Annotated in this window: 15 protein-coding genes and 1 pseudogene; 6 read left to right on the forward strand and 10 right to left on the reverse strand. The window is 75.7% G+C overall.

The window, feature by feature from the left end:
• Positions 1 to 114 precede the first annotated feature (114 nt).
• On the reverse strand, positions 115 to 981 hold the full coding sequence (locus OSB71_RS22280) for a SigB/SigF/SigG family RNA polymerase sigma factor (RefSeq protein ID WP_265950588.1): 867 nt from the start codon (positions 979 to 981) through the stop codon (positions 115 to 117).
• A gap of 245 nt (positions 982 to 1226) precedes the next feature.
• On the opposite strand from OSB71_RS22280, the gene OSB71_RS22285 reads away from it, so the two are divergent.
• The 3 genes from OSB71_RS22285 (at position 1227) to OSB71_RS22295 (ending at position 4042) form a co-directional block, all read left to right on the forward strand.
• The gene (locus OSB71_RS22285) at positions 1227 to 2225 is read left to right on the forward strand and encodes a TIGR03557 family F420-dependent LLM class oxidoreductase (RefSeq protein WP_265950589.1); all 999 of its coding nucleotides are present in this window, start codon (positions 1227 to 1229) and stop codon (positions 2223 to 2225) included.
• Positions 2226 to 2292: 67 nt separating this feature from the next.
• On the forward strand, positions 2293 to 3459 hold the full coding sequence (locus tag OSB71_RS22290; protein ID WP_265950590.1) for a baeRF2 domain-containing protein: 1167 nt from the start codon (positions 2293 to 2295) through the stop codon (positions 3457 to 3459).
• Positions 3460 to 3622: 163 nt separating this feature from the next.
• A complete protein-coding gene (locus OSB71_RS22295; protein ID WP_265950591.1) occupies positions 3623 to 4042 on the forward strand; it encodes a CBS domain-containing protein in 420 nt (139 codons plus the stop codon).
• A 70-nt stretch (positions 4043 to 4112) separates the two neighbouring features.
• On the opposite strand, the gene OSB71_RS22300 is transcribed toward OSB71_RS22295, so the two are convergent.
• From OSB71_RS22300 to OSB71_RS22330, 7 genes are all read right to left on the reverse strand, one after another.
• Complete coding sequence (locus tag OSB71_RS22300; RefSeq protein WP_265950592.1) at positions 4113 to 6110, reverse strand: prolyl oligopeptidase family serine peptidase; 1998 nt, start codon at positions 6108 to 6110, stop codon at positions 4113 to 4115.
• A gap of 94 nt (positions 6111 to 6204) precedes the next feature.
• Positions 6205 to 7533 (reverse strand): M20/M25/M40 family metallo-hydrolase, encoded by a 1329-nt coding sequence (locus tag OSB71_RS22305; RefSeq protein ID WP_265950593.1) that lies wholly within the window; start codon positions 7531 to 7533, stop codon positions 6205 to 6207.
• The gene (locus OSB71_RS22310) at positions 7526 to 8356 is read right to left on the reverse strand and encodes a M55 family metallopeptidase (protein WP_265950594.1); all 831 of its coding nucleotides are present in this window, start codon (positions 8354 to 8356) and stop codon (positions 7526 to 7528) included. The genes OSB71_RS22305 and OSB71_RS22310 overlap by 8 nt, the downstream gene beginning before the upstream one ends.
• Before the next feature lie 52 nt (positions 8357 to 8408).
• Positions 8409 to 9113 (reverse strand): class I SAM-dependent methyltransferase, encoded by a 705-nt coding sequence (locus OSB71_RS22315; RefSeq protein ID WP_265950595.1) that lies wholly within the window; start codon positions 9111 to 9113, stop codon positions 8409 to 8411.
• A 33-nt stretch (positions 9114 to 9146) separates the two neighbouring features.
• Complete coding sequence (locus tag OSB71_RS22320) at positions 9147 to 11558, reverse strand: SpoIIE family protein phosphatase (RefSeq protein ID WP_265950614.1); 2412 nt, start codon at positions 11556 to 11558, stop codon at positions 9147 to 9149.
• 120 nt (positions 11559 to 11678) lie between these two features.
• Complete coding sequence (locus tag OSB71_RS22325; RefSeq protein WP_265950596.1) at positions 11679 to 12542, reverse strand: SAM-dependent methyltransferase; 864 nt, start codon at positions 12540 to 12542, stop codon at positions 11679 to 11681.
• Positions 12543 to 12927: 385 nt separating this feature from the next.
• Positions 12928 to 13371 (reverse strand): SRPBCC family protein, encoded by a 444-nt coding sequence (locus OSB71_RS22330; RefSeq protein ID WP_265950597.1) that lies wholly within the window; start codon positions 13369 to 13371, stop codon positions 12928 to 12930.
• Between the two features lie 151 nt (positions 13372 to 13522).
• Between OSB71_RS22330 and OSB71_RS22335 the strand changes: the two are divergent.
• The 3 genes and pseudogenes from OSB71_RS22335 (at position 13523) to OSB71_RS22345 (ending at position 16956) form a co-directional block, all read left to right on the forward strand.
• Positions 13523 to 14550 (forward strand): annotated as a pseudogene (locus tag OSB71_RS22335) (Rv2578c family radical SAM protein).
• A gap of 120 nt (positions 14551 to 14670) precedes the next feature.
• Complete coding sequence (locus OSB71_RS22340; RefSeq protein WP_416237313.1) at positions 14671 to 16143, forward strand: glycoside hydrolase family 16 protein; 1473 nt, start codon at positions 14671 to 14673, stop codon at positions 16141 to 16143.
• Positions 16144 to 16467: 324 nt separating this feature from the next.
• Positions 16468 to 16956: a GNAT family N-acetyltransferase gene (locus tag OSB71_RS22345; protein WP_265950598.1), complete on the forward strand. Its 489-nt coding sequence runs from the start codon at positions 16468 to 16470 to the stop codon at positions 16954 to 16956.
• Between the two features lie 76 nt (positions 16957 to 17032).
• Here OSB71_RS22345 and OSB71_RS22350 read toward each other — a convergent pair whose 3' ends face one another.
• Together OSB71_RS22350 and OSB71_RS22355 are read right to left on the reverse strand one after the other, a co-directional pair.
• Positions 17033 to 18661, reverse strand: coding sequence for a catalase (locus tag OSB71_RS22350; RefSeq protein WP_265950599.1), 1629 nt, complete (start codon positions 18659 to 18661; stop codon positions 17033 to 17035).
• A 95-nt stretch (positions 18662 to 18756) separates the two neighbouring features.
• Positions 18757 to 19341 carry a HEAT repeat domain-containing protein gene (locus OSB71_RS22355; protein WP_323055334.1) on the reverse strand — a complete coding sequence of 195 codons (585 nt, stop codon included), beginning with the start codon at positions 19339 to 19341 and terminating at the stop codon, positions 18757 to 18759.

Consider the following 19341-nt stretch of genomic DNA (forward strand, 5'->3'; position numbering starts at 1 on the left):
CCCCGCGGGGGGGCGCGGCGGGGGGGGGGGCGCCGGGGGCGGGGGGGGCGGGCGGGGGGGGGGCCGGGGGGGGGGGGCGGGCCCCCGCCGTGGGGTCCCGGGCCGCCGGCGGCCTCACGCGGCGACGCGGGCCGGGGCACTGCGGGCCGGCGTGCCGCGGCCCGGGGCGTCACGGCGGGGGCTCGGCGCGGCCTCGGCCTCGGCCTGGAGCCGGGCGCAGGTGCGGCTGAGCAGCCGTGAGACGTGCATCTGGGAGATGCCGAGCTGCTCGGCGATGCGGCTCTGCGTCATCTCGCGGAAGAACCGCAGGTAGAGGATGTGCTGCTCGCGCTCGGGCAGTCGGCGCAGCCCCGCTCTGACCGCCTCGCGGGCGACGACGAGGTCGTAGCCGCCGTCCGGGCCGCCCAGGGTGTCCCCGAGCGAGTAGCCGTCGTCCGAGCCGGGCAGTTCGGCGTCCAGCGACAGGGTGCTGTAGCTCTCCAGCGCCTCCAGGCCGACGAGGACGTCCTCCTCGGTGAGTCCGCTGTGCTCGGCGAGCCGGGCGACCGTCGGCGGGCGCTCGTCCAGCCCCCCGTCGAGTTCCCGGTACGCGGCGCGCACCCGGTTGCGCAGCTCCTGCACACGGCGCGGGACGTGCAGCCCCCACAGGTGGTCGCGGAAGTGGCGTTTGACCTCGCCGACGATCGTCGGCACGGCGAAGCTCTCGAACGCGCTCCCGCGCGCCGGGTCGTACCGGCCGACGGCCTTGACAAGCCCGAGGGCCGCGACTTGTTCGAGGTCCTCCAGCGTCTCGCCGCGATTGCGGAAGCGCCGGGCCAGCCGCCGGGACATCGGCATCCAGGCGCGGACGATGTCCCGGGCGAGTTCGGCCCGCTCAGCGCTCTCCGGGAGCGCGGCCAGGCGCGTGAACGCCCCCGCGGTGTCGGGGGCGTCGTGGTGCGAGTGGCGGGGGCGGGTCGTGGATATGGCCGGGTCGGTCATGGGCCGTGTCTCCCCAGGGGGTCGGGCGCTGCGGGCGGGCGGGGGAGCACGGCGCCGGACCGGCGACCCGGTCGGCGCGGACGCCACTCCCCCGGGTGTGCCTGCGGTCCGAAGCACCGCGGTCGGGTACCCCGGCCCCCGGGTGCGAAACGAGGTTTTTCCCCCCGATCCGTGCGGTACCCGCACGGTGACCGTTCGCATGGCATGCGACCGACAGCCGACCCGCCCCGACGGGCAGGAGAGCGATGACCGAGACGCCGACGACCACGGGCCGCACCCGCTACGGCTACTTCCTCGCGTGCGAGGACCACGGGCCGAAGGCACTGGTGGAGCAGGCCAGAATGGCCGAGGACGCCGGGTTCGAGGCGCTGTGGATCTCCGACCACGTCCACCCCTGGGTGGACGCGCAGGGCCACAGTCCCTTCGTGTGGTCGGTGATCGGCGCGCTCTCGGAGGCGACGTCGCTGCCCGTGCAGACGGCGGTGACGTGCCCAACCGTCCGCGTCCACCCCCTCGTCGTCGCGCACGCCGCGGCGACGAGCGCCGTCCAGCTCGGGGGCCGCTTCCGGCTCGGAGTGGGCACCGGCGAGGCGCTCAACGAGCACGTCACCGGGGAACGCTGGCCGCCCGCGCCGGTGCGGCTTCAGATGCTGGAGGAGGCGGTGCACGTCATCCGCCGGCTGCACACCGGCGAGCAGGTCACCCACCACGGTCGGCACTACACCGTGGAGAACGCCCGCCTGTACGACCTGCCGGACACGCCGGTGCCGATCGACGTCTCCGGCTTCGGGCCGGCCGCGATCGCGCTGGCGGCCCGCATCGCGGACGGTTTCGTCTTCTCCGGCGCGCAGGCGGAGCCCGTCCAGGAGTTCCGGCGCAGCGGCGGCGGGCGCCTGGGCGAACAGGCCCCGGCCTGCACGGGGGTGAAGGCCTGCTTCGACCGCAGCCGCGAGGAGGCGGTGCGCACGGTGCTGCGGCGCTGGCCCAACCTCTTCCTCCCCGGCGAGCTGGGGCAGGTGCTGCCCACCCCCGCGCACTTCGAGCAGGCGGCGAAGCTGGTCACCGAGCAGCACGTCACCGACTCCCCGATCCCCTGCGGACCCGATCCGCACGAGCACGCGGCGGCGCTGCGCGAGGCCGCCGAGGCCGGGTTCGACGGCGTTTTCGTCAGCCAGATCGGCCCGGACGTGCGGGGGTTCTTCGACTTCTACCGCACCGAGGTGCTGCCGCGGGCGCGCGCCTGAACCAGTCGGCCGCCCGTCCGGGCGGCCCCACGAACGACCGCACGACTCACCACGACGAAGGGGAGCCATGGACCTCGGATTCCTCACCCCGCTGTACGACCGCACCGGCCCGTGGGCCACGGTCTACACCACGACCGCGACCGGCACCGAGGACGCCGCCGCCCGGCAGGAGCTGCTGGCCCGCGAGGCCGGCGAGCGGCTCGCCGAGCAGGGCGCCGACGACCGTACCCGCCGCGCGGTCCACGAGGCGCTGCGCACCCCGCCGGACGGCCCGCACCCGGCCGGACGCGCGCTGTTCGCCACCGGCGGCGAGGTGGTGCTCGACCGTCCGCTGTCCACCGCGCCCCCGTTCGACGCCGACGTGAGCTGGAGCCCGCTGCCGCACGTCGCGCCCCTGCTGGACCTGGCCGTGACCGAGCCCTCGTGCCTGCTGGCGCGGGTGGACCGCACCGGCGCCGACTTCGAGCTGCGCTCCCCGCTGAGCACGCGGGACGCGGGCGGCGCCGAGGGCGACGACTGGCCGATCCACCGCACCGGGACCGCCGACTGGTCCGAGCGGCACTTCCAGAACGCGGTGGAGAACACCTGGGAGCAGAACGCGGCCGCCATCGCCGAAGCCGTCTCCGAGGCGCAGCGGCGCACGGGCGCGGAGCTGGTCGTCATCGCCGGGGAGCAGCGCGAGTGCCTGGCCGTCCGGGACCGGCTGCCCGAGAAGCTCCACGACCACACGGTCGTGGCCGAGCACGGCACGCGCGGCCCGGGCACCAACGAGGCCGCCGGCGAGGAACGGCTCGACCAGGAGCTGGAGGAGATCCGCACGGCGTACGTGCGGCGGCGCACGGCCGAGGCGCTGGACCGGTTCCGCGCCGGGCGGCACCAGGGCGACGGCGGGCGCGTCGACGCCGCCGAGGGCGTGCCCGCGCTCGTGGAGGCCGCGCAGGAGCACCGGATCGCCCAGCTCCTCATCCGGCCGGACGGGCCGGACCTGGGCCGCGAGGTGTGGGTCGGGCGGGACCCGGACCAGATCGCGCTGCGCCGCACCGACGCGAAGGCGCTGGGCGACTCGGAGCCGTTCGCGGCACGGGCCGACGACGCGCTGCTGCGGGTCGCGGCGGTGACGGGCGCCGAGGCGCTGTCCGTGCAGCCGCTCACCGACCCGCGGGGCACGGGCGCGAACGTGCCCGACGAGCCCTCCGGCGGCTTCGGCGCCCTGCTGCGGTGGCCCGCCGCCTGACCGCGCGAGCGGCGCCCGCGCCCCTCCCGCCCGCCCCGGGCACGCCCCGGGGCGGGCGGGGCGCCGTGGGCCGCGGTTGCCGCGGGCCACGGCCGGGCGGAGGATGGACGGTGCCGTACGGGCTCGCCGGCGGCACCGCGCAAGCGTCCACGTGGAGGTACCCATGACCACGGCGAAGGACATCATGCATCCCGGTGCGCAGTGGATCCCCGCCACCGAAACCCTCGACCGCGCCGCGCAGCTCATGCGCGAACTCGACGTCGGCGCGCTCCCCGTGAGCGACGCCGACGAGCGGCTGTGCGGCATCGTCACCGACCGCGACATCGTGGTCAAGTGCGTGGCCGCCGGGCACGACCCCGCGAAGGTCACCTGCGGCGATCTGTGCCAGGGCACGCCGCGCTGGATCGACTCCGGGGCCGACGTCTCGGACGTGCTGACGGAGATGGAGGACCACCAGATCCGGCGGCTGCCGGTGATCGAGGACAGGCGGCTGGTCGGCATGATCAGTGAGCACGACCTCGCCCACCACCTGTCGGACGGGCAGATCGCCCACTTCGTCGAACGCGTCTACGCCGGCCGCTGACCCGCCCCGGCCATCCCGCCCGCCGCGGGGACGTAGCGGTGGGCGGGGCCGGCGGACGGCGCGCCCGCACTCACCCCACCGGGGGCTCCGGGAAGCCGAACACCCGCGCGTACAGGGCGAGTTCCTCCTGGGCGCACCGGGCGATCGTGGCGGCGCGGCGGAACCCGTGGGCCTCGCCCTCGAAGGTGAGGTAGGTGTACGGCGGGGGCTCCTCGCCCGCGCGCCCCTCCAGGGCGGTGAGGAAGCGCTCGCACTGGTCGGGCGGGCAGATGCGGTCCTCCAGCCCCTGGAGCAGCAGGAACGGCGCCCGCAGCCGGTGGACGTTGCGGGCGGGCGAGCGCTCGCGGTACCGGTCGGCGTCGCGCTCGGCGTCGCCGATGAGGCCGTCGAGGTAGCGGGACTCGAAGTCGTGGGTGCCGCCGCGCGCCCAGCCCTCCGGCTCCAGGATCGGGAAGCTGATCGCGGCGCACGCGTAGACGCCTTCGGCGGCCGGTGAGGTCAGCGACACCGCCGACGTCCAGCCGCCCGCGCTGCCGCCCCGGATGGCGAGACGCGCGCGGTCGGCCTCGCCCTCGGCCGCGAGGGCGAGGGCGACGGCCGCGCAGTCCTCGACGTCCACCACGCCCCAGGCCCCGCGCAGCCGTTCCCGGTAGGCGCGGCCGTACCCGGTGGAGCCACCGTAGTTGACCTCCACCACGCCGATACCGCGGCTGGTGAAGTAGGCGATGCCCAGGTCCAGCACGAGCGGCGTGCGCCCGGTGGGGCCGCCGTGCACCCACACCACGTACGGCGGCGCCGCACCGCGCGGCCCGACGTGCTCCGGGTGGCGGGGCGGGTAGACGTGCGCGTGCACCTCGCGGCCGCCCGGGCCGGGGAACGTGCGCGCCCGGGGGCGCGGGTAGTAGGCGGGGTCGACGAGGTCGGTGTGCGGCCGGCCGAGGACGCGGCTGTGACCGGTGCGGGTGTCGAGCTCGACGAGTTCGTAGCCGCGGTCGGCGGCCGCCGCGGCGCCCACGACGCGGGTGCCCTCCACCGCCAGCCCTGACCCCCACTCGGTCCACGGGCCGGAGGCGTCCACCACCTGTCCGGTCCGCGGGTCGAGTACGCCCAGCCGCTTGGCGCCCCGCCCGTACAGCACCGCGACCGGCCCTTCGGGCAGCGGGGCGAACCAGCGCTGCCCCACGCGCCAGAGCGCGTCGGCGAACTCCTCCGGGCGCGGACAGAGGTTGACCGGCGGCCCGCCCGCCGGGTCCACCCGGTGCAGGTTCCACCAGCCGGTGCGGTCGGTGGCGGCCAGCAGGGTGCCGTCGGCGGCCCAGTCGGCCTGCGCGACGGACTCCTGCGGCCCGCCCAGCACCGTGCGGACGCCGGTCAGGTGGCCGTCGGCGGCCACGTCGGCCAGGCGCAGCTCGCTGCCGTCCCACGGCATGCGCGGGTGGTCCCAGGCCAGCCACACCGCCTGCCGGCCGTCCGGGGAGAGCCGGGGCCCGGTGACGAAGTCGTGCGTGGCGGCGGTGAGTTCCCTGACCGCGGCGCGGTCCTCGGCGGCCGAGCCGTCCAGCGGGACGGCGGCCGGCACCCGGCGGACGTCGGTGGGGGCGGCGCCGGTGGACTCCTCCAGCACGCACCACACCTCGCCGCGCTCCGGGCACACCACGGGGTCGGCCCAGCGCAGCCCGTCCCCCACGGCCGTCACGGGGGTCAGCGGGCGCGGCACGGCCCCGGGCGCGTCCGGCTCCAGGGCGTACAGGCGCTGGTCGGGGTGGTGCGTGAAGACCAGCAGCGGGCCCGCATCGGCGCGCGGCGTCCCGGCCCAGGGGGAACCCCCGTACTCCATGACCCGGTTGCGCACGTCCCAGGGCGGCGGCAGCACGGACTCCGGCTCGCCGGAGCCGTCCGCGCGCAGCCGCAGCAGGGCGTACCGGCCGCCCTCCGCGGGGCGCGGCACCGTCCACAGCAGGTCGCCGCCTACGGCACCGGGGAACTCCGGGCGGCCGGTGTGCCCGGCGACCAACGCGGCGTCGACGGGCGAGGGCCAGGTGCCGTACGGGGCCGGGGTCGAAGTCATCGGCGGCCGTCCTCCTTGGTGAGCGGGCGGAACACAGCGGTGCGGTGCGGGGGCGGTGCGGTGCGGCGGGCGGGGCGGCGGGGCGGGCGCGGTGTCACAGGGCGCGCAGGGCGCGGTCGAGGACCCGCAGCCCGAAGTGCAGGGCGTCCACCGGCACCCGCTCGTCGACGCCGTGGAAGAGCGCGCCGTAGTCGAAGCCGGGCGGCAGCCGCAGCGGCGAGAAGCCGTAGCCCGCGACCCCGAGCCGGGAGAACTGCTTGGCGTCCGTCCCGCCGGCCATGCAGTACGGCACGGCGTGCGCGCCGGGGTCGAAGTGTTCGACGGCCTCGCACAGCGTGGCGTACGTGGGTGAGTCGACCGGGGCCTCCAGCGGGATCTCGCGGTGCTGGTACTCCCAGGTGACCTCGGGGCCGGTCAGCTCGTCCAGGGTGCGGGCGAACTCCTCCTCGCCGCCGGGCAGGACGCGCCCGTCCACGAAGGCCGTCGCGCTGCCGGGAATGACGTTGACCTTGTACCCGGCCGCCAGCATGGTCGGGTTGGCGCTGTTGCGCAGGACGGGCCGCACCAGCTCGGCGGCGGAGCCGAGCCGCTCCAGCAGGGCGTCGGCGTCGAAGCCGGGGGCGTCGAGGTCGCCGGTCTCCACGCCGCGCAGGGCGGCGAGCCGCACGAGGGCGGCGCGCACCGTCGGCGTCAGCCGCAGCGGCCAGGCGTGGGCGCCGACGCGGGTGACGGCCGCGGACAGCCGCGTGACGGCGTTGGCCCGGTTGACCTTGGAGCCGTGCCCGGCCGTGCCGCGCGCCGTCAGCCGCAGCCAGGCGGTGCCGCGCTCGGCCGAGGCGACGGGGTACAGGCGCTGCCCGTCGTCGGTGTGCACGGTGAACGCGCCGGACTCGCTCAACCCCTCGGTGCAGCCGTCGAACAGGGCCGCGTGCCGCTCGGCGAGGAAGGCGGCGCCGTACTCGGCGCTGTCCTCCTCGTCGGCGGTGAACGCGAGCACCACGTCCCGGCGCGGGCGCACCCCGGCCCGGGCCCAGGCCCGCACCAGGGTGAGGACCATCGCGTCCATGTTCTTCATGTCGATCGCGCCGCGCCCCCACACGCACCCGTCCCGCAGCTCGCCGGAGAAGGGGTGCACCGACCACTCGGCGGGGTCGGCCGGGACGACGTCGAGGTGGCCGTGGACGAGGAGCGCGCCGGCCGACGGGTCGGTGCCGGGGACCCGGGCAACGACGTTGGTGCGGCCGGGCGCCCTCTCCAGCAGGCGCGGCTCGATCCCGGCGTCGGCCAGGCGGGCGGCGACGTACTCGGCGGCGGGGCGCTCGCGGCCCTCGCCGCCGCCCCGGTTGGTCGTGTCGCACCGGATGAGGTCGGCGGTGGCCTCGACCACCTCCGCCAGCGCCCTCGCGTCGATGTGCTCAGCCATACTCCTCCTCCACCGCTGCGGAGACGACCGTGGTCACGGCCTTGAAGCACCGGATGCCCGCGTACATGTCGGGCACGGTGTAGGCGACGCGCCGCGGCCCGGTCTGCTCGACGCCGGGCACCACGGTGGCGGCTCCGGCCAGGTGCTCGGCGTCGAACTCCACGGCGATCTCGTGCCCGGTGACGACCGGGTCGTGGCGCAGGGCCAGGGGGGCCGCGGCCCGGGCCGCGGCCTGGATGGCGGCGGCGGTCACGGCCGGGGGCCGGCACACGGCCGCGTACCGGGAGACGTAGTCCTTGACCGCCGCCGTCCGGGCGTCCGGGGCGTAGCCCGCGGCGTCCGCACAGGCCCGGTCGTCGCCGGTGACGAGCACCACCGGCGCGCCGAACTCCGCGCAGACCAGCGCGTTCAGCCGGCCCTCGCTGGCCAGGACGCCGTCCACCCACACCCCGGTGACGGAGTTGGCCAGGTAGGTGTGGGCGAGCACGCCCTCGGCCCCGGCCGCCGCGTGGTACCCGACGAACGCCACCCCGTCCACGTCGCCGTGCTGCACGCCCTCCACCATCGACAGCGCCTTGTGCCGCCCGGTCAGCAGCCGCGCGCGCGGATCGAGCCGCTCCAGCAGGAGGTTGCGCATCGTCCAGTGCGCCTCGTTGACCAGCACCTCGTCGGCCCCGCCGGCGAGGAGACCGGCGACGGCGGCGTTGACGTCGTCGGTGAACAGCGTCCGGCACCGCTCCCACTGGGCGTGGCCGGGGAGCACGTCGGCGGGCCAGGTGACGCCGGTGGCGCCCTCCATGTCGGCGCTGACGAGGATCTTCATGCGGGGCACGTTACGCGAAGCGGCGGCGGCCGGGGAGCACGCCGGGCCGGGGTCAGCGGCCCACCACGAGCCACTGGGACGGCAGCTCCACGGGGCCCCCGTCGGGACCGTGCTCGGTGGTGCGCAGCGGCTCCCGGCCGGCGTCCAGGACGGCGAGACCGGCGGCCTCGCACAGCGCGGCGAGTGCGGTGTCGGCCATCTCCGTGGGCGCTATGCCGTGCCCGAACACGGCGGCCAGGCTCGCGGGCGGGCCCTCCGCCCGGCGCATGAGCCCCAGCAGCTCCGCCTTGGCCGCCGCGGCCGGTTCCACGACGAAGGCCCGGCCGCGCTCGCCGAGCAGCACCGCCAGCGAGGCGGCGACCCGGTCCCGGTCCTGTGGCGTGCACTGGTGCAGCACCCCGCGCAGGTAGACGTGCGAGTCCCCCAGTTCCGCGTGCAACGCCGCCGCCGCGCGCGCGTCCGTCAGGTCCAGGACGCGGAACTCGGCCCCGCCCGCGTCCGGCAGCCCCCGGGCGAGCTCTATCGCCGCTGGCGAGAGGTCCACGCCGAGCACCGGGGCGAAGCGCGCGGCCAGGAAGGCCGTCTGGGTGCCGTTGCCGCAGCCGGCGTCCACCACCGGCAGCCCGCCTCCGAAGTGCGGGGCGAACAGCGGCAGGTGGCGCTGCGCGGTGTGGGCCGGGTCGGCGTCCCAGAAGACGCTGCCCGGGTCCGGCGGCGCCGCGCGCCAGAAGGACTCCCACTGCTCCGTAGCCGTCATCTTCCCCTGCCCCCACCTCGGTCGCGAAAAGCGTCAGCGGCGCCGCGGAAGCGCCAGCTCGAACCACACGGTCTTACCCCGTGCGCTGCGGCTCGTACCCCATTTGCGGGCGGTGCGGCTCACCACGCGCAGGCCCCGCCCGGCGTCGGCGTCCGGTGGGACGTCGAGCAGTTGCGGCAGCTCGGGGTCGTCGTCGGAGACCTCGCACAGCAGCGCCTCGGTGCGCACCAGCCGCAGTTCGACGCGGTCGGTGCGGGCGTGCCGCACGGCGTTGGTGACCAGCTCGCTCACCAGCAGCTCGGCGCTCTCGCGCACCGTCGGGGCCCAGCTCGCCAGCCGCCGGCGCACCAGCGCGCGGGCCCGGGCGGCGGCGCGCGGCTCGGCGGGCAGCTCCCAGACCTCCACGTCCTCGGCCGCGATGCCGTTCAGCCGGGCCATGAGCAGCGCCACGTCGTCCCGGCGGCCGCCGTGGGCGGAGGCGGACGCGGCGGCCAGCGAGCGGATGATCGTGTCGCAGGCGTCGTCCATGGAGGCCGCCGGGTGCGCGGCGGACTCGCACAGCGCGGCGAGCCCGGCGCCGATGTCCTGGCCGCGCACTTCCACCAGGCCGTCGGTGCACATCACCAGCCGGTCGCCCGGCGCCACGGGGACGACGGCCGTCTCGAACGGCACGCCGCCGACGCCGATGGGCGCGCCCGTGGGCAGCTCCAGCAGCTCGCTGGTGCCGTCGGCGGCGTGCACGAGCACGGGCGGGATGTGTCCGGCGTTGGCGATGTGCAGCCGGGAGCCGATCGGGTCGTAGACGGCGTACAGGCAGGTCGCGAGGTAGGTGTCGCCGAGCCGCTGGGCGAGGTCGTCCAGGGAGCGCAGGAGCTGGGCCGGCTCCAGGTCCAGCCCGGCCATGGTCTGCACGGCGGTGCGGAGCTGGCCCATCATGGCGGCCGAGTTCAGCCCGTGGCCCATGACGTCGCCGACGACGAGCGCGGTGCGTGAGCCGGGGAGCTGGACGGTGTCGAACCAGTCGCCGCCGACGCGGCCGAGCCGGGTGCCGGGCAGGTAGCGCGTGGCGGTGTCGCAGCCGGGCATGCGCGGGGCGATGCGCGGCAGCATGCTGTCCTGGAGGGTGTCGGCGACGTTCTCCTGGTAGGTGTACATCCGCGCGTTGTCCAGCACGAGCCCGGCGCGGGCGGCGAGTTCGGCGCCGGTGACCCGGTCCATGTCGTTGAACTCGGCGCGTCCGGCGTGGCGGAGCAGGATCATGAAGCCGAGCACGACGTTGCGGGCCTTGAGCGGCACCACCAGCATGGAGCGGTCGGTGATGAGCGGGCGGATGTCGCGCTTGTCGAACTGCGAGGCGATGGCGTGGCCCATCTCCTCGGTGATGCGGGGCACGAGGACCGGCTCGCCGGTCGTCATGCACTGGAAGAACGGGGTGTGGGCGGGGAAGGGCATCGACTCGCCGACGGGTACCACGTCGTCCCAGCGGCCGGGCTCGTCGGTGTGTTCGAGCGCCACCCGGTGCCACATCGTGGTGGTGTCCGGCACGCCGTCGGGGAAGCCCTCACCGGCCACGACCTGTTCGCGCAGGTAGGTCCCGGCCACGTCGGTGAAGCGCGGCACGACGGCGGCGCTGACCTCCTCGATGGTGCGGGCGAGGTCGAGGGAGGTGCCGATGCGCCCGCTGACGTCGTTGAGGAACTCCAGCCGCTCGCGGACGGCGGCGTACTCCAGGTCCGACTCCAGCTCGGCCGCGGCCGCCGCGGCCGCCGAGGGGTCGATGTCGGTGTCGGCCGCGGCGCGCAGCAGGCGTGCGCGGCGCTCCACCCGGCGCGGCACGCCCCAGTCCGGGGTGACCGGCACGCGTTCGGGCCGGCTGATCTCCAGCACCGGGTACCCCAGTTCCAGCACCTGGGAGACGACGCGGGCGCTCTCCGGCGGGCTCATGCTGGGCAGGATGTCCGGCAGGCGGCGGGCGAGTTCGTCGGCGCCGGGGAAGTCGGTGTGGAGGGCGAGGCCCGGTGCGATGCGCCGCCGCTCGTCGTCGGCGTCCGGCGCGAGGCCGTCGGCCCCGGTCTCGCGCAGGGCGGCCATGCCGGTGGCGAGGATGAGCAGGCGCTCCGGGCCGGGGCCGACCAGGGGGTAGGCCCACCACAGCACGTCGGCGTCGCCGCCCTCCTCGGTGCCGCGCGCCCGGCCCGTGGTGGCGTACCCGGTGGTGCCCACCGTTTCGCCGTGCAGGCCCGCCTCCCAGCCGGAGTCACCGAACGCGCCCGACACGGGCAGCAGTTCGGCGGCGGGGCGGCCGACCGCCGCCGCCCGGGGGACACCGAAGAGTTTGCGGGCGCCGGTGCTCCAGTGCGAGACAGCGCCGGTTGCGTCGACCACCACGACGGCGAGCGGCACGCGCCCGGTGTGCACGGGGACTCCCGGCTGCTGGTGCTCCATGCGCTGCAGGTCTCCTTCCACGGGCCCGCCTCCACGGTAGGGCCACCGCGGGGTTCCGCGCCGCCCCTTGCGGGAAGTCGTGCGCCCGCGCACCCCCGGCCCCGCCGACCCGGCCGGCGGTCAGGGCTTGCGCGCCACGCCGCAGTAGAAGGCGACCTCCTCGGCGGCCCCGCCGGCCTCCGCTGACCCTGCCGCACCGGCGGCCGAGTCGGCGTCCCGCTCGCCGACCGCGGCCACGTCCGGGCGCCAGCGGGTGCAGGAGACGACGCCGGGCTCCAGCAGGTCGAGCCCGGCGAAGAACCCGGCCACCTGCTCCGGCGTGCGCTGGGTGAGCTTGGGGGTGCCCACGGAGTTCCAGAACCGCACGGCCTCGTCCACGTCGGGCAGGCCGGGGGCGGTGATGGTGTGGGAGAGGACGAGATGGCTGCCGGAGGGCAGCGCGTCCATCAGCCGGCCCACGACCTCGTAGGCCTCCTCGGTGTCGGCGATGAACATGGCGACGCCGAGCAGCATGACGGCCGTCGGCCGGGTGAGGTCGAGCGTCTTCCGGGCCTGGCGGAGAATGGCCTCCGGGTCGTGCAGGTCGGCGTCGATGTAGTCGGTGGCGCCCTCGGGGGTGCTGGTCAGCAGCGCGCGGGCGTGGGTGAGCACCAGCGGGTCGTTGTCGACGTAGACGATGCGGGCGTCCGGCGCGAGGCGCTGGGCGACCTCGTGGGTGTTGTCGGCCGTGGGCAGGCCGGTGCCGATGTCCAGGAACTGGCGGATGCCGGCCTCGCCCGTGAGGTGGCGCACGGCACGGCCGAGGAAGGCGCGGTCGGCCCGGGCGTACTCCAGGATGCCCGGGTGCAGGCGCCGGATCTCGTCCCCCGCGCCGCGGTCGACCTCGTAGTTGTCCTTGCCGCCCAGCCAGTAGTTCCACATGCGCGCGGAGTGCGGCACGGTGCTGTCGATCGCGCTGGTCACGTCCACGGGGTGTTCGGCCATCCCAACTCCTGTTGCCATACGGGCCGGTCGGGCGACAGCGTACCTCCGCCCACCGCCGCGACCGCCTCCGGACCCCGCGCCGACGGCGCCGCCCGCGCGCGCCACCACGCCCTGCGCCCCCGCGCCCAGACCTCCGGCACGGCGCCGCCGAGCCACCCCGCCGACCTCCCCGGCCGCGCCCGCGCCGCCCGGTTCGGCGCGCCGACCCGCCACCGCCGCGCCCGCGTCGCCGCCTTCGCCGCCGCCGAGTCCAAGCGACCGGCCGCGCCCGCGCCAGGCGGGGCACCGCGCCGTCGCGCCCGGACCACCGGCACGCGCACCGTGGGTCCGCGCCGACGGGCCCGCGCCGCGGCTCCCGGGGCGTGGGCGCGGCTCGCGGGGGTGGCTAGCCGACCTCGGCGGCCAGCCGGGCGAGCACCGCGTCGTAGACGCGGCCCAGCCCCTTCGGCGCGAAGATCCGCTCGAAGAAGCCGCCGACGCCGGCCGCGCCCCGCCAGGTGGTGGTGACGTGGACCCGGCTGACGCCGGGGCCGGAGCCGGGTGTGACGGTCCAGGTGGTCACCATGGAGGAGTTGCGGTCCCGCTCGGTGAGCTGCCCGGGGGTGGGTTCGGCGACGTCGAGCAGGCAGTCGCGCACCCGCTTGCTGGTGGCCTGGAGCCGGTAGTGGACGACGGTGCCCGCACCCTGGCCGCCCTCGCGGACCTCGTACGCGCTGAAGTGCTCGGGCAGCAGCCGCTCGCGGGTGCCCCGGTAGTCGGCGAGGGCGGCGAAGACCGCGTCCGGCGGCGCCGCGACCTCCCGTTCCCTGCTGACCTCGACCTCTGCCATGGCGTTCCTCCTCGCGCGGACGGGTGCGGGCGCCATCCCACCACCGCGCCCGCGCGCCGCGCCACTCGGCGGGGACGCCGGTTGACAGAGCGCCGCACGAACAGGTGTTCTATTCTCTGTTCGCGGGGGTGGTCAGCAGGAGGAGGCAGGCATGCGCTGGGAGCACCTGAGCGGGGACGGCCCGGCCGCGCTGTTCGGCACGGACGCCGTCCCACGCGCACGTTCGACACCCCGGAGTTCCACGGCATCACCTTCCACGAGGTGCGGGCCCGCTCGATCCTCAACCGCGTGCCCGGAGCCTCGCGGATGCCGTTCGACTGGACGGTGAACCCCTACCGGGGCTGCACCCACGCCTGCGTCTACTGCTTCGCCCGCAGGACGCACCGCTACCTGGACCTGGACACCGGCCGGGACTTCGACTCGCAGATCGTCGTCAAGACCAACGCCCCGGAACTGCTGCGCCGGGAGCTGGCCGCGCCCCGCTGGCGCGGCGAGCACGTCGCGATGGGCACCAACGTCGACTGCTACCAGAGGGCGGAAGGCCGCTACCGGCTCATGCCCGGCATCCTCACCGCCCTGCGGGACGCCGCCAACCCGTTCTCGATTCTCACCAAGGGCACCCTCATCCTGCGCGACCTGGACCTGCTGCGGTCGGCGGCGGCGGTCACGGACGTGGGGGTGGCCGTCTCCGTCGGGTTCACCGACGAGGAGCTGTGGCGCACGGTCGAGCCGGGCACCCCGGCCCCCGAGCGGCGCCTGGAGGTGGTGCGCACCCTGGCCGGGCACGGTATCGGCACCAGCGTGCTGATGGCACCGGTGCTCCCCTTCCTCGGCGACAGCCCGGCGAAGCTGCGCGCCACCGTGCGGGCGGTGGCCGCCGCCGGCGCCACCTCCGTCACGCCGCTGACGCTGCACCTGCGGCCGGGCGCGCGCGAGTGGTACATGGCCTGGCTGGCCCGGCACCACCCGCACCTGGTGCGCCCGTACGAGGCGCTGTACGCCGACGGCGCCTACGCGCCGCGCTGGTACCAGCGCCGCATCACCGGGCAGGTGCACGAGCTGGCCGCCGAGTACGGCATCGGCCCGTCGCGGCCGGGCGCGGCCCGCCGCCCGGACGCCGGGCCACCGGAGGACGAGCCGGACCCCGACCCGGGCGGGGTCCAGCTCACGCTGCTGTGACCGCCGCACCCGCTGGCGCGCACTGATCAGGCGCAACCCGTTGACGCGCGGACGGAGCCCGCCTATAAGAACGTGAGAGCGCTCTCATCCCCCACTCACTCCCCTGGAGGTGCTCTCCGTATGACCGTGCACACCTCGCGCCCCCGCCCGGGTCCCCGGGCCGGCCGCGCCGGGCATGCGGCGCTCGCCGCCGTCGTCGTCATGCTGCTCGCCCTGCTCGCCTCCGGCCTGTCCGCCACGGAGGCCCGCGGTGACGTGCCGCCCGCCGACGGCTGGGACCTGGCCTGGTCCGACGACTTCGAGGGCCCCGGCGGCCAGCCCCCGGCGGCCGACCGCTGGATCATCGACCAGGGCCACTCCTACCCCGGCGGCCCGCCCAACTGGGGCACCGGGGAGATCCAGCGCTACACCGACTCCCCGGACAACCTCGCCCTCGACGGCCAGGGCAACCTGCGCATCACCCCGCGCCGGGACGCCGCGGGCAACTGGACCTCCGCCCGCGTCGAGACGCGCCGCGCCGACTTCAAGGCACCCGAGGGCGGCACGCTGCGCATCGAGGGCCGCATCCGCGTGCCGGACGTCACCGGGCCGGCCGCGCTCGGCTACTGGTCGGCGTTCTGGGCCCTGGGCTCGCCCTACCGCGGCGAGTACTGGAACTGGCCGAGCATCGGCGAGTTCGACATCATGGAGAACGTCAACGGCATGAACCGCGTGTGGGGCGTGCTGCACTGCGGCGTCGCGCCGGGCGGGCCGTGCGACGAGAACAACGGGCTCGGCGCGAGCCGCCCGTGCCCGGGGGCGTCGTGCCAGGCGGCGTTCCACACCTACCGCTTCGAGTGGGACCGCTCCAGCAGCCCCAGCGAGCTGCGCTGGTACGTCGACGACCAGCTCTACCACCGGCTCACCGAGGACCAGTTCGACGCCGCCACCTGGTCGGACATGACCGACCACGCCGGTTACTTCATCCTGCTCAACGTGGCCATGGGCGGCGGCTTCCCCGACGGCGTCGCCGGGCACGCCACACCGACGGCCGCCACGGAGCCGGGCCATTCGATGCTGGTCGACTACGTGGCCGTGTGGACCCGCGGCGGCGACGGAGACCCGGGCGACCCCGGTGAGCCCACCCCCAGCACCCGCTACCTGCGCTCCGACGGCACGCTGGGCGAGGCGGCCCCCGGTACCACCACGGCCACGCTCGCCTCGGCCGGCGGCGCCAACTACGACGGCACCCCGCACCGACCCCGGACGTTCACCGCCACCGGCGTGACGGGACGCTACACCGGAGGCCGGACGGCGTTCGACCTCCTGGTGGACGCCGGCACCAACGTGGCCGTCGGCCAGCAGGTCCGCGTCTCCTACGACCGCACCGGCGACGGGAGCTGGGAGCGCACCGAGACCTACCGCTACTTCGCCACCGACCCCGCCCCCGGCTACGAGCACTACACCCAGGAGCGGGGCCTGCGCTCGGCCACCGGCGACCACGGCGACATGCGCGGCGGCACCGTACGCGTGGAGGTGTGGAACGCCATCGGCGACGGCCCGAGCACCCTGGCCACCGGTGACCGCTCCCTCCTCCGCCTGCCGTTCGGCTAGGACCGGCCCGCCCGCGCGCACCCGTGCGCGCGGGCAGCCGGACGCCCGGGGCCGCCGCCCCGGTGGCGGGAGGGCGCAGCGGCGCCCGGCACAGGGGGCGACGCCCGCTCGGTGCGCCACGGGCGGTCGGCCGCCCGGCGGGCGGTGCGGCGCCTCGGTTACGGCTCGGCCGTCCGCCGGACGCGCCACCGGCGCCGGCGGTCGGCCGCCCGGCGGACCGGCCCGGGCGGGCGCGGACGGCCCCGGGTGCGGCCCGGCACCGGTGGGTGCGGGGCGTCCGGGGGCGGGTTGGCACGCGGGAGGGGTGGGGGCGATGCTGGGGCAGTGCTGATCAGAGAAGCGACCGAAGAGGACTGGCCCGCGATCTGGGCCTTCATGGAAGGAATCGTCCGCGCGGGCGAGACCTACACCTACGACCGGGACCTCACCGCGGAGCAGGCCCGCGACTCCTGGCTCGTGCCGCCGCCCGGCCGGGCCTTCGTCGCCGTGGGGGACGACGGCGCGGTGCTCGGCACGGCGAAGGTCACGCGCAACCACGCGGGCGGGGGCTCGCACATCGCCAACGGCAGTTACCTGGTGGCCCCCGGCCATGGCGGCCGCGGGGTGGGCCGGGCGCTCGGCGAGCACACGCTGGAGTGGGCGAAGGCGGCCGGTTTCCGGGCGATGCAGTTCAACGCCGTGGTGGAGACCAACAGCCGGGCGGTCGCGCTGTGGCGCTCGCTCGGCTTCGAGATCGTCGGGACGCTGGCGGAGGGCTTCGCCCACCCCGAGCGGGGACTCGTCGGCCTGCACATCATGTACCGGCGGCTCTGACGTCCCGCGGGCCCCGCGCCGGGCGGCGGCGCGGGGCCCGCGGGCACCGTGGATCAGCGTGGGACGTCAGCGTGGGTCAGCGGGTGACCACGTGGCGCTCGTTGGGCACGCAGTGCGTCATGGTCAGGCCCTCGACGTCGCGCGGCGGGTTCGAGCCGAGGTTGGCCAGCCGCTCGCGGTCCTCGTCGGTGAGGTGCTGCCCGCGCAGCGGCTCCAGCTTGGCCACGTCCTGCGGGCCGATGCCGAGCCCCTCGCCCACGCGCAGCCCGAGGTCGTTGTCCACCAGCAGGAAGTGCCACACCATGCGCTCCTGCACCGCCCGGTCGCACTGGCCGATCAGGGTGACGAAGTTGGTGACCAGGTCGTCGCGCTCCCAGTCCTCCATCATGGCGTAGCGCTGCCCGGCCTGGAGGTAGTCGTTGGTGCGCTCGATGCGCTTGCGGGTGAGCCGCCCGTTGATCTGCGGCCCCTGCTCGTCGTGCGAGGGCTCCACGTCTTCGCGCAGGCCGCCGGTGAGGGAGGGCTCGTAGTTGACGGCGGGGTCGGCCCCGCTGCTGTCCACGTGGTACGTCATCGCACCGTCGCGCTGGTTGGTGCGCACCTGCGCGTTCTTCGCCTGGTTCACCGGGAGCTGGAGGTAGTTCGGGCCGACCCGGTGGCGCTGGGTGTCGCTGTAGGAGAAGGTGCGGCCGACGAGCATCTTGTCGTCGGAGAAGTCCAGGCCGTCCACCAGGACGCCGGTGCCGAAGGAGATCTGCTCGTTCTCGGCGAAGTAGTTCTCCGGCATCCGGTTCAGCACCATGCGGCCCACGGGCTTGGGCGGGAACTCCTGCTCCGGCCAGACCTTGGTGTCGTCCAGCGGGTCGAAGTCCAGCTCCGGGTGCTCGTGGTCGTCCATCATCTGCACGACCAGCTCCCACTCGGGGTGGTCGCCCCGGGCGACGGCCTCGTACAGATCCTTGGTCGCGTGGCCGAGCGCGTCCGCCTGGACGTTGGCCGCGTCCTCCTCGGTCATGCTGCGCACGCCCTGCTTGGGCAGCCAGTGGTACTTCACCAGCCTGGTGTGGCCGTCCGCGGTGACCCACTTGTAGGTGTTCACCCCGAAGCCCTGCATGTGCCGGTAGTCGGCCGGGATGCCGCGCGGGCTGAAGAGGTTGACGAGCATGTGCATGCTCTCGGGCGTCTGCGACATGAAGTCGAAGATTCGGCGCGGCTGCTGCTCGAAGGTGACCGGGTCGGGCTTGAGGGCGTGGATGACGTCGGGGAACTTGATCGCGTCCCGGATGAAGAAGACGGCGAGGTTGTTGCCGACGAGGTCCCAGTTGCCGTCCTCGGTGTAGAACTTCACCGCGAAGCCGCGCGGGTCGCGGGCGGCCTCGGAGGAGTCCCGGCCGCCGATGACGGTGGAGAAGCGGACGGCCACGTCGGTGCGCTTGCCGGCCTCCTGGAACAGCTTGGCCCGGGTGAAGCGGTCGATCGGCTCGTCGCCCCACTTGCCGTACGCCTCGAAGTAGCCGTAGGCGGTCACGCCGCGTGCGTGCACCACGCGCTCGGGGATGCGCTCGCGGTCGAAGTGGCTGATCTTCTCCAGGAACTGGTAGTTCTCCAGCGTGGCCGGACCACGGGAGCCGACTGTGCGCTGGTTCTGGTTGTCGTGGACGGGGTGGCCCTGCCGGTTGGTGAGCACCGGGCGGTCGTCGGTCACGGTCCTGCACTCCTTGCGTCGCTGAGCGGGTCGGGCATGGCTCCGACCCGTCGCTGTACCCACTTACGCCCGGTTCGTACCTCCGGATGCGGCAATCAGGTGGCCGTGAGTTCCGCGAGCGCCGCGCGCGCCTCACCGGCCAGCGGTGCGTGACCGGCGGCCGCCCGCAGCACCGGCACCGCCCGGACGTCGCCCAGGACCCCCAGGCCCGCCACGCAGGCGCGGGCGACGGGCCAGTGGTGCGCGGGCCCGGCCAGCAGCCGGGTCAGCAGCGCGGTGAGGGTCGGCACGGCCTGCGGTGCGCGCAGCTCGGCCAGGAGCCGCACGGGGTGCAGGGCGTAGGCGGTGCGCAGCTCGTTGGCGGCGAGCGCGGCGGCGGCCCGGGCCGTGCGGGGGTCGCCCAGGCGCAGCAGCGCGGCCGCGGCGCTCTCCCCCCGGGCCGGGTCGCGGTAGTTGAGCAGGAACACCAGCGTCTCGAAGGCGCGGCGGTCACCGGCGTCGGCGAGCGCGCAGGCGGCCAGCTCGCGGGCCCACAGGGGGCGGCCGGGCGCCGTGAGCGTCGCGGCGAGTTCGTCGCGGGCGGCGGGGGTCCGCGCGGCGGCGAGGGCGAGCAGGCGGCCCGCCTCCCCTTGCTCGTGCGCGGGGGCGCGCGCGGCGATGCGCTCCAGCCGACCGTCCAT

Source organism: Streptomyces marinisediminis (assembly GCF_026262575.1).
GTDB lineage: Bacteria > Actinomycetota > Actinomycetes > Streptomycetales > Streptomycetaceae > Streptomyces > Streptomyces marinisediminis.

Bases quoted from the DNA above. Each gene is read 5' to 3' on its own strand.
- OSB71_RS22280 (WP_265950588.1), bottom strand. From the start codon at position 981: ATGACCGACCCGGCCATATCCACGACCCGCCCCCGCCACTCGCACCAC.
- OSB71_RS22285 (WP_265950589.1), top strand. From the start codon at position 1,227: ATGACCGAGACGCCGACGACCACGGGCCGCACCCGCTACGGCTACTTC.
- OSB71_RS22290 (WP_265950590.1), top strand. From the start codon at position 2,293: ATGGACCTCGGATTCCTCACCCCGCTGTACGACCGCACCGGCCCGTGG.
- OSB71_RS22295 (WP_265950591.1), top strand. From the start codon at position 3,623: ATGACCACGGCGAAGGACATCATGCATCCCGGTGCGCAGTGGATCCCC.
- OSB71_RS22300 (WP_265950592.1), bottom strand. From the start codon at position 6,110: ATGACTTCGACCCCGGCCCCGTACGGCACCTGGCCCTCGCCCGTCGAC.
- OSB71_RS22305 (WP_265950593.1), bottom strand. From the start codon at position 7,533: ATGGCTGAGCACATCGACGCGAGGGCGCTGGCGGAGGTGGTCGAGGCC.
- OSB71_RS22310 (WP_265950594.1), bottom strand. From the start codon at position 8,356: ATGAAGATCCTCGTCAGCGCCGACATGGAGGGCGCCACCGGCGTCACC.
- OSB71_RS22315 (WP_265950595.1), bottom strand. From the start codon at position 9,113: ATGACGGCTACGGAGCAGTGGGAGTCCTTCTGGCGCGCGGCGCCGCCG.
- OSB71_RS22320 (WP_265950614.1), bottom strand. From the start codon at position 11,558: ATGGAGCACCAGCAGCCGGGAGTCCCCGTGCACACCGGGCGCGTGCCG.
- OSB71_RS22325 (WP_265950596.1), bottom strand. From the start codon at position 12,542: ATGGCCGAACACCCCGTGGACGTGACCAGCGCGATCGACAGCACCGTG.
- OSB71_RS22330 (WP_265950597.1), bottom strand. From the start codon at position 13,371: ATGGCAGAGGTCGAGGTCAGCAGGGAACGGGAGGTCGCGGCGCCGCCG.
- OSB71_RS22340 (WP_416237313.1), top strand. From the start codon at position 14,671: ATGACCGTGCACACCTCGCGCCCCCGCCCGGGTCCCCGGGCCGGCCGC.
- OSB71_RS22355 (WP_323055334.1), bottom strand. From the start codon at position 19,341: ATGGACGGTCGGCTGGAGCGCATCGCCGCGCGCGCCCCCGCGCACGAG.